Raw genomic sequence first — 8,768 nt, 5'->3', positions numbered from 1 at the left:
GGTATTGGCTACTAATGTATCTCCTTGCGCATTATTCCCAAACGTGATACCGCCATCAAAGTGTTGCCTACCCGTCCAAGTGTTTTCGCCACTCAACAACTTATCAACTGCCTTTTGAGTTGCGTCTTCAACATATTGTTGAGCTTTACTGATGTAGTTATTCATCAGTTGTTCTAACTGATCGGCTGACGTGTTTAAATTGTTAAGCTTGTCAGTTAACGCGTTGATTTCTTGTTCAACCTGGTTTTTCCATTTTGTGTAGTCGCTATCAAATGGATTGACCCCGTTTTTGAAATCAGCAGCTAACAGCGTCGCATTCTGGGTAACTTGGAAGAAGCAGTAATGCGATGTTGCACGGTTGCCACTTTCGTCCGTAATTTCAAATTGGAATTGATAAATTCCGGCTTCTTGAAATAAACCAAGTGGGAAAGTGAAGTTAATCAAACTTGAGTTAGCTTGATTTTCTGAACCAGTTACGTGAAATCGTTCGCCACTTGGATATGCGCCATCAATACTGATGGTTTTACCGTTTAATTGCCACGGAACAGCGTTATTCATAAACATAATTTTCAGGTCTTTTCCACCTTCACCTGTGCTGGCATTAAATACTGTTCGTAAGTCAAAGAAGAACTTTCCTGGTTTATCAACGTCCAAAATGATATAAACTAGGCGTCCATTCTTGAATACGGCATTTTGTCCTTCTTGAATAACTTTTTGAACATAGCCAGTATCGATTAACGGTGTGATGTCAATTTCATCATTCATTAATCCGTACCTCCTGTGATTTGATTAATTGCGGTAACGATTAAACCTAAGTCGTCCGCAACTGCTTGCCAATAGTTATTCCACAGCGCTTTATCAAAGTACAGCACTGTTGGAATGACTGGCTTTTTGTATTCATAATCAATAATGCCGGCCATTAACAGAATATCGTCCATTAAGTCCGGCATTAATTTATCTAATAATCTTGCGTTATTTAAAAACTGAACCCGTGCATTTCGATTAAGCAGCGGTAGCAATTGAACGTCAAAGCTTACGTCATACTCACTAAATAGCGGGTTCGTTTGTGATAGTTTATTGATTTGGTCAATCAATTTCTGAATTGTCGTAAAATTCGTCTGATTGGTTGTATTTAATGTTCCGGGATTACCGTCCCAGAGCTCTATCTTTGCTTCCACGGTATCCCTCCTAAATCAAATAGTTGAAGTTTCCATTAACTGGGCTCATTAACTCACTAATTGGCGTCCCTGACAGGTCAGAAATGCTTAGGATATTAAACTCCCCGTCAGGTTGAACTACATAATTGACGATATAATTCTTATCTGATGAAACAATAAAATTCCCTGTTCTCAAGCTTTTTGGTCGATACGGTTCGTCAAACGTTCCTAAAGTTCTCAACGACGCAAGTTCTTGCATCGATAGGTCAACGTAAACTACACCGGATGAAAATGTTAAATCAATCTTGCCTGTTAGTTCCCCAGTATCAACATTAATCGTTGCTGTTTGATTAGTTGAATTGTTTGAAACATCATTAAAGTTATGTGCAGCAATCGCGTTGCTAACTGCTTTAGATACGTCATTCTTCAATGAATTATTAATTGTAAGAATGTTTGGCTGCAATGAATTCAAATCAATTTCTCCACTCTGTGTGGGATCAAATGGATAGATTTTATATCCTGTAATTTCAACCCATTCTTTGATATCCATTGGAAGAACTTCGAGATAAACTTGTGAACCAAACTCTGGTGTATCTGAGCCATAGTAAGTTACCACAATTGAAAACGTTGGATTCAATTGCATTGTTGCTCGTGCAGCTGCTTCCATCGCCTGTTGAGTAGTTGGTGTATCATTCTGATACAACGAACCTGGTTTATCTCCCCACTTATTAATGGAATCATTATCCATCACCCAGAAAGGTTGAAAATACTTAGGTTGATTATTATCTCCGGTCGCCCCTACACAATACAGTTTATTGACAATTGAAGTTGAATCGCCGGTTAATTGAATTTGATCTGTATCATGTTGATACCGAATCGTTTTATTCAATTTATGAAGATATTCATCGTGACTCCAAACGATTACATGTTTGTTATCGAATGTTACTTCACAACTCCAATATTGTTTAATGGTGCTTAAACCACTCTTGGCATCCACATTACCAAAATCAGTAAGTGTTCGGTTAGTAAAATTTCCACGAACTTCCCAATCAAAGCCTTTAACATTACCATCAAATAACCAATGCAGGGCGTCTTGAATTGACATGCTAACTGCTCCAGCCTTAGTCTCCATGTGAACAATATATTGGCATTCATACCCAATATGAGTTGCTGAAATTTGAATTGTGTCATAACCATCAGCGTACTGTGGATTATATGTTTTAATCACATATTGTTGACCACGAAATTCAATGATATTTTCATTAATTAATAATGAATATCCAAATGAATCTGTCACGTAGCAGCTAAAATCTAGCTGATATTGACTATCTTTAGTCCATGAAACACAGAATGTACTCCAATCTATGCCTTGAAGAATCGCTTTATAGTGGCCTCCGCGATCCATAACATAGACACGTTCATCTAAACTCATAGGTAAAGAAATGGAAAACTGAATTTAATGTCAACGTTTGAAGCGCCACTTACTTCAAATTTATTCCAACCTGGAGCCAACGTGATATATCCCATATCGGTATTAATCCCCCAAGCGTCATTATTTAAGAAACTATCAACACCCTTCAGCATGAATGTATCAGTATTTTTTATGTTCTGATTAATCGTAATGCTAGTATCCGTAGTGTCATTTTTAATCGTTGGTTTCCCGTCACATTTCAATGTAATTGTTAACTCATGTCGATTTCTATATGGATCAATCATAATATCTGAGTCGTTATATACCCAGAACGTCCCAGAATTAAATTCATATTTAATTTCACCATGCAGATCATCATTATTCGTTTCATTCATACCGAACTGATAATCAGTGCCGGTAAGTTCGTCACTGTTTTTAATACTCTGTCTAAATCCGCTTGGAACCGTGAACTCGATCTCCGCTGTACCATCTGTAAAGTTGATCGTTGTAAACGTCATTGGTTTTACAAAGCAGTAATAGCAAATGTTAGGTTCTACTTCATCATGAATCCTGATTGGTTTTTTGGAATATAAAAGACGGTACAATTCACTTACTAAAAGTTTGTAATCGTACACGTCTTTTCCATGAAGATACACTTTTGCTTTAACTGTTGACGGCCCGTAAAATGCACCGTATGTGATCTCTCCGTCAGTCCCTACTAACTGTTTGACTGTGGGTGTCAATTGAGGTGCAACTTTCGTGATTCCCATAGCAGTTATCCCACTAATCACATCGTTAATTTCAAACTCGTTTTCGCCGTCTTTTTTGACGTAAAGTTTTTCAATTGGCAAATTCTAGCACCTCCTAAATTGATTGGAAATTAGTCCGTTTCTGATCCATGCCGAAAGCATTATAAAATGCATTCTTTGCAACTTGAGTATTAGTACTTCCATTGTTCAATACATTTAATTGACCATTCGCAATATTAATCAAAGTCTGCATTAAAGCATTGTTTTGTTCAAGTAACTCTTCCACACGTGAATTGTCAGTAGTATTAACTGTTGCTCGTGAAGGTTCTTCTGCGGCAAACATTGAAACGACCTTACCAAGTAGTTCATATCCACGAGAGCGTTTAGGACTTGCCAATGGAATTGCCATTTCTGGACCATCTTCACCAAAGATACTTGGCTCATTAGCAATGCCACCATTAGCAAATACATGATGACCAGTCGGACCCCAGCCACCAGGCATTCGGATATCTGAACGCCAATTTGAATCGTTAAATACGGCATAGATTTGGTCTTCACCAGAAAGAATATTAGTATGTCCTGGCACAGCCCACGCTGCAAAAGTACTTGGAACGTATTGGAATAAACCTTGAGCAGGATTCCCATTCGCCATATTGATATCCCAAACTTGTTGCCGAATAGATTGGTTCCCACCTGATTCTTTTTGAATACGGGCAAGTAAAGCTTGCATATCGCTATCTGATACATTCGTGTGAGTTGCATCCGCAACTTTTCGAATTACACTTGCCCAGTTTCCAGCACCAGGGCCAATGTTTTTAGCACTAATTCCCGCAACTTCAGAATCCATATGATCCTTAACTTTATCAACTAAGTTTTTCAGGAAATCACCAATACCTTTGATTGACTTATCGACCGCACCTTTTGAAATATCGTGCGGTACACTACCTAAATTCTTTACTGAATCAAGGTTGAATGCTTTCTTAGCAATATCTTTCAACTTATCGATTGGATTTCCAATGTCTTTGATAGCTTTCAAAGCATCATCTTTAATATCGCCAAAGATGTCACTTGCTTTATCTTTAACTTTCTTAATGAAATCACTTAAGCTCGTTGTTCCCTTTGCATATCCAGGGAGAGTTCCAACAAAATTTCCTGATAATAACTTAGCAGTATCATCAGCATTTAAGATTTCATCGCCAGCTTCTAAATCAGCTAACTGTGCACCTTGAGCACCGAGAATGTCAAACTTTCCTGAATATGGTTTATACCGTAATTCGGGACCTGCTTCACCTACAAGCGCTTTGCCGTTGTCAGAAACGCCACCACCTGATGCATAAGCTAAACCGCCAATTTGAGTAGGAGTTGATGCAAGCGAATTAACTTCAACAGACTTTACACCAAACGGCTTTGTTAATTTATTGAAGAATTTAACAATGTCATTCCATATCTTGCCTAAACCACTTGCCTGTTCACTATTAGCTTTCATCGTACTATTAGCTTGGTTAGTAGCGTGGTCAACTACACCGTGTGACTGATCTTTTGCTGCTTGAGTGATTTTATCTCTTTGGTCGCCAGCTTTTGCAACAGTTTCACTTCTTTGCTTTTCGGCAGCCGAAATTGATGAATCTCGCTGGTTTTCAGCATGTTTTACAACTTTGTTTCGTTGATCATTAGCTGCACTAACCGAATCATCACGTTGCTTTTTAGCGCGAGCAATAACTGCATTACGTTGCTGTGTTGATGCTTTGTCAGTTCCTGAATATTCATCATAAGCTGCATTAACAACCTTTTTATATTTATCGTTAGCAGCTTTTACAGCATCATCTCTAGTTTTATTTGCTTGAGAAACAATATCTTTATATTTCTTCTTAGCAGTTGAAACCTCTTTATTGTATTCATCTTTTGCTAACTTTGTGACTTTGTTATATTCGGTTTGAGCATTATTAACAATGGTTTGAAGTTGCTTATTGGATAATTTTCCTTTTTGAGTAACTAATCTATCATAATCTTTTAGTTGCTCTCGATTTGCCTTTTTTAACTTACCTGTTAAGGTCTCATTTTCCTTAGCTTCTTCAATTGTTGACTTTTTAGTAAAATCATTTGCTTGTTTTTGTAAAGCACGTTTTTTAGCATCCTTATCTTTTTCGATTGCTAGTTCGCGCTTTTTCTGATCTTCTTGAACCTTAACCGAATCTGAACCATACTTTTTAGCATCTGCATAGATCTTGCTTTCCCAAGTCTTTTTATCTTTTTCGATTTGTTTATCGTATTTAGATTCAAGCTCTGAACGTTTTTTCGCATAATATTTTGATACTGCATTTCGCTCTTCAGCTGACTTTTTATCCAATGCAGAAATTCTTTTATTTCCGTCCTGGATTTCTTTCAGACGTTGGTCATATTCCTTCTTTGTGATATCGCCGGATTTTAGAAGCGTGTTTAAATCAGCAGTTTGTTGCTTAATATAGGCTTCGTTTTCTTTGTGAAGTCTATCATAGCTTTCTTTCATGCTGATTTTAGGACCTTTAATAGTGTGTTTGGCAATTTCTTTCCCTGCAAAATTGCCAACAGCATTACCTAAAGTTCCACCAATCGCAGCTCCCACAGGGCCACCCAACACGGCCCCAATACCAGTTCCTAAAAGCGAACCTATTCCAGAACCCGCCTTGGTATACTTTTCTGTGCCGTGGCTTGTAAGTCCCTTATAAATATCAAAGGCACTCATAGCAATATTTAAACCGCCAACTAATTTACCGCCTAGTCGAAGACCTTTTGCGGCAAGGCTAGCTTCATCGCTCGCACCAACATCAAAAAGTTTGCCGAAAATTTTTCCCTTTTTAGCAACTTTTCCTGCACTTTCACTCGCGCCCTCAGCTAATTTTCCAGCTTCGTTAGCGACTTTATTTGCAGTCCCCGGTGTTTTTTCAGCTAATTTATCAAGAATCTTTCCTTTTTTAGCCTTAGATCCAACTTTTTCAACAGCATCTTCTGCAATTTCTTCAGCACTCTTGCTAACTCTATCCTTAATAGAAGTTTTGTTTTTTAAGCCCGAAATCGTATCTAAAATGCTGCCGCCGCCTTTTACGGTATCAATTGCATCAGATAATGCACCCATGGCTTTTACAACACCATAAATAGAATTAGCAAAGCCCAACATTTTTTTAGTCACGAAGTAAGTAGCAAACGTTTCGCCAATGACTTTAATCGCCTGTTTGTGGCTAGCAATATCGGCAAGTGCTTTTGATAAATCTTTAGCAGCATTACCTGTGGACTTATCACCGAACATATTTAGAATGCTCTTGGAAATACCTTTGATAACGCCGCTAAATGTCGCCCACACGCCTGAACCGAATTCACCAATGATGGTTGCAACAGATTTACCCATCGAAGTAAATGCTGCTGAATTCTTATCGATGTACCTAAACATTCCCTGGAGCTTATTTCCCACAGTTTCAATACCACTGCTAAGAGTTTTCATCATGCCACGGAAGCCTTTAGAATCAACAACGTGTGACATACTTTCGGCTAATTGTGAAACTGTCGGCAAGACTGCTGACGCTAATGTCATCTGAACATCTTTTGATGCTGCTTTGAAACGGTTCATCGCATTTTGAGCAGTACCCATGTTCTTTTCAGCAAGTTTTCCAACATAGTCGTTCTTAGTAGAATTAGCGACCTCTTTGTTTAAATCGCGTAATTTATTGGCATTATCTGCAAGAATTTCCCCGGCCTGTTGACCAGTTGTCCCAAACAAAGAATTGAATACCACGTTCTTTTCAGCAGTACCCATGTTCTTAGTTTTTTCACCAAGAACACCCATGATGTCAGATAAACTTTTAAGGTTTCCACTAGAATCAACTAGATCACTCTTAGTGATGCCTAATTTCTTCAAAGGGCTATCAGCACTATTAATGTTCTTAACCGCCGTAGATAAGCTATTGATCACTTTGCGTAATCCGGTACCAGCTTTATCTGCTTCAAGACCGTTATTGCTCAAAACACCCATTGCACTAGCGGTTTCAGATAAACTAATGCCTGCACCGTGAGCAGTTGCACCTACATACGACATTCCAACACCTAAGTCTTGGAAGTTGGTTGATGTCTTATCAGCAGCATAGGCTAATTCATTAACTGCTGTTTTAGTTCGCTTGGTCATTTCGGCAGTTGATTGCAATGCTTTACCATTCTTATCAACTTTCATGCCGAATGATTCCATAACGTTCGATGTAACTTCAGTGACGTCTTTTAATTCATCGCCAGTTGCAACACTAGCTTGAACTTCTGAACGCATTGCACCCAAGGCTTGCTTAGATGTATCACCACGCTTGACTAAGTCTTGATATGCTTCAGCAATTTCTTGTTGTGACTTTCCGTATTCAAGCGAATATTTACGCCCGTCACGTTGCATTTCAGAAACATTCTTAGTTACTTCCGCAACTTTTTCGCCACCGGTTTCAAGCAAGTTAGCTGTTGTCCGATATGTGTTCTGCATTTCAGACGCGCTCTTACTTGCAGCAACAAAGCCGGCACTTAAACCAGCCACAGCCACTCCAGCGGTTGCCCCAGCAGAAACAACTTTCCCGGCCATTGATTTAACACCAGAGCCAACTTGACTTACTGACTTACTAATTTTGTTATAGTTATCATGAATTTTAGCAGCTGCAATATTGGTACTACTGAAGCTTTCGTTCAACTTAGATTGAGCAGAACGTGTTTTAGCCATTTCAGTATCAAGCTTTTGCAATGAACTTGCAGTCCGTTTATATGCATCCGATTCCTTGCCTTGTTCGGCAGCAATTGAATTAAGTGATGATTTCAACTTTTCATGCAGTGAACTCATCTTGCTTAATTGATTGGCATACAAACGTGATTGCTCATAATTCGCTTGATAAGTTTTGCCTTCCGTTTTTAATTTTTCAATCATTAAATTTGATGATGTGGTCATCTCTTTTAGTGATTGTTTGACTTTATCAGCGCCACTGGCATAATAATCCATTGATTTTTTAGCACGATCTTGTTGAGCATTTAAATTAGCCAATTGTTTTTGTGCCATTGATAATTGCTTAGTCAATCGTGCATAAGCTTCAGAACCTTTATTAGTTGAAGTATCAATGGTTTCCATTTCAGACTTAAGCTTTGAAATGTATTCTTCTTGCTTTTGAATCGCATCGCCTAAGCCTTCATATTTAGCTTTCGCAGCACCTAAATGGTCACCCACGGAATTCAGCATCGCATTCTGTGCTTTCCAAGAATTCATTAACGCGCTGACTTGGTTCCTTAAACCGCTTAATTTTTCAACAGCCTGCATATCATCAATTGTGATTCGTGTAGCCATTGTTGAAATCGGTGTTCCATTACCTGCCATAGAATTGTAACCTCCTTTCCATAAAAATTAAGAGAACAGCGACATAATATCCTGTTCTCTGTCTTCTCGTGATTTTGCCAATAGAATTT

5 protein-coding genes are annotated in these 8,768 nt (G+C 38.4%); all 5 read right to left on the bottom strand.

Annotation, left to right across the window (positions count from 1 at the left end):
- On the bottom strand, positions 1 to 765 hold a 765-nt coding region (locus Q3C15_RS08395), incomplete at its 3' end, for a hypothetical protein (RefSeq protein WP_302704949.1).
- Positions 765 to 1,178, bottom strand: a complete 414-nt coding sequence (locus Q3C15_RS08390; protein WP_302704948.1) for a hypothetical protein — start codon at positions 1,176 to 1,178, stop codon at positions 765 to 767. The genes Q3C15_RS08390 and Q3C15_RS08395, both read right to left, overlap by 1 nt.
- A 10-nt stretch (positions 1,179 to 1,188) precedes the next feature.
- Complete coding sequence (locus Q3C15_RS08385; protein WP_302704947.1) at positions 1,189 to 2,562, bottom strand: prophage endopeptidase tail family protein; 1,374 nt, start codon at positions 2,560 to 2,562, stop codon at positions 1,189 to 1,191.
- 23 nt (positions 2,563 to 2,585) lie between these two features.
- The gene (locus Q3C15_RS08380) at positions 2,586 to 3,419 is read right to left on the bottom strand and encodes a phage tail domain-containing protein (RefSeq protein ID WP_302704946.1); all 834 of its coding nucleotides are present in this window, start codon (positions 3,417 to 3,419) and stop codon (positions 2,586 to 2,588) included.
- A gap of 13 nt (positions 3,420 to 3,432) precedes the next feature.
- Positions 3,433 to 8,679: a phage tail tape measure protein gene (locus Q3C15_RS08375; RefSeq protein ID WP_302704945.1), complete on the bottom strand. Its 5,247-nt coding sequence runs from the start codon at positions 8,677 to 8,679 to the stop codon at positions 3,433 to 3,435.
- Positions 8,680 to 8,768: the final 89 nt, after the last annotated feature.

The organism is Ligilactobacillus sp. 110_WCHN (assembly GCF_030518115.1).
GTDB lineage: Bacteria > Bacillota > Bacilli > Lactobacillales > Lactobacillaceae > Ligilactobacillus > Ligilactobacillus aviarius_C.
The sequence above is the reverse complement of the archived record's forward strand: the minus strand, read 5'-3'. Positions and strand labels throughout refer to the sequence as shown.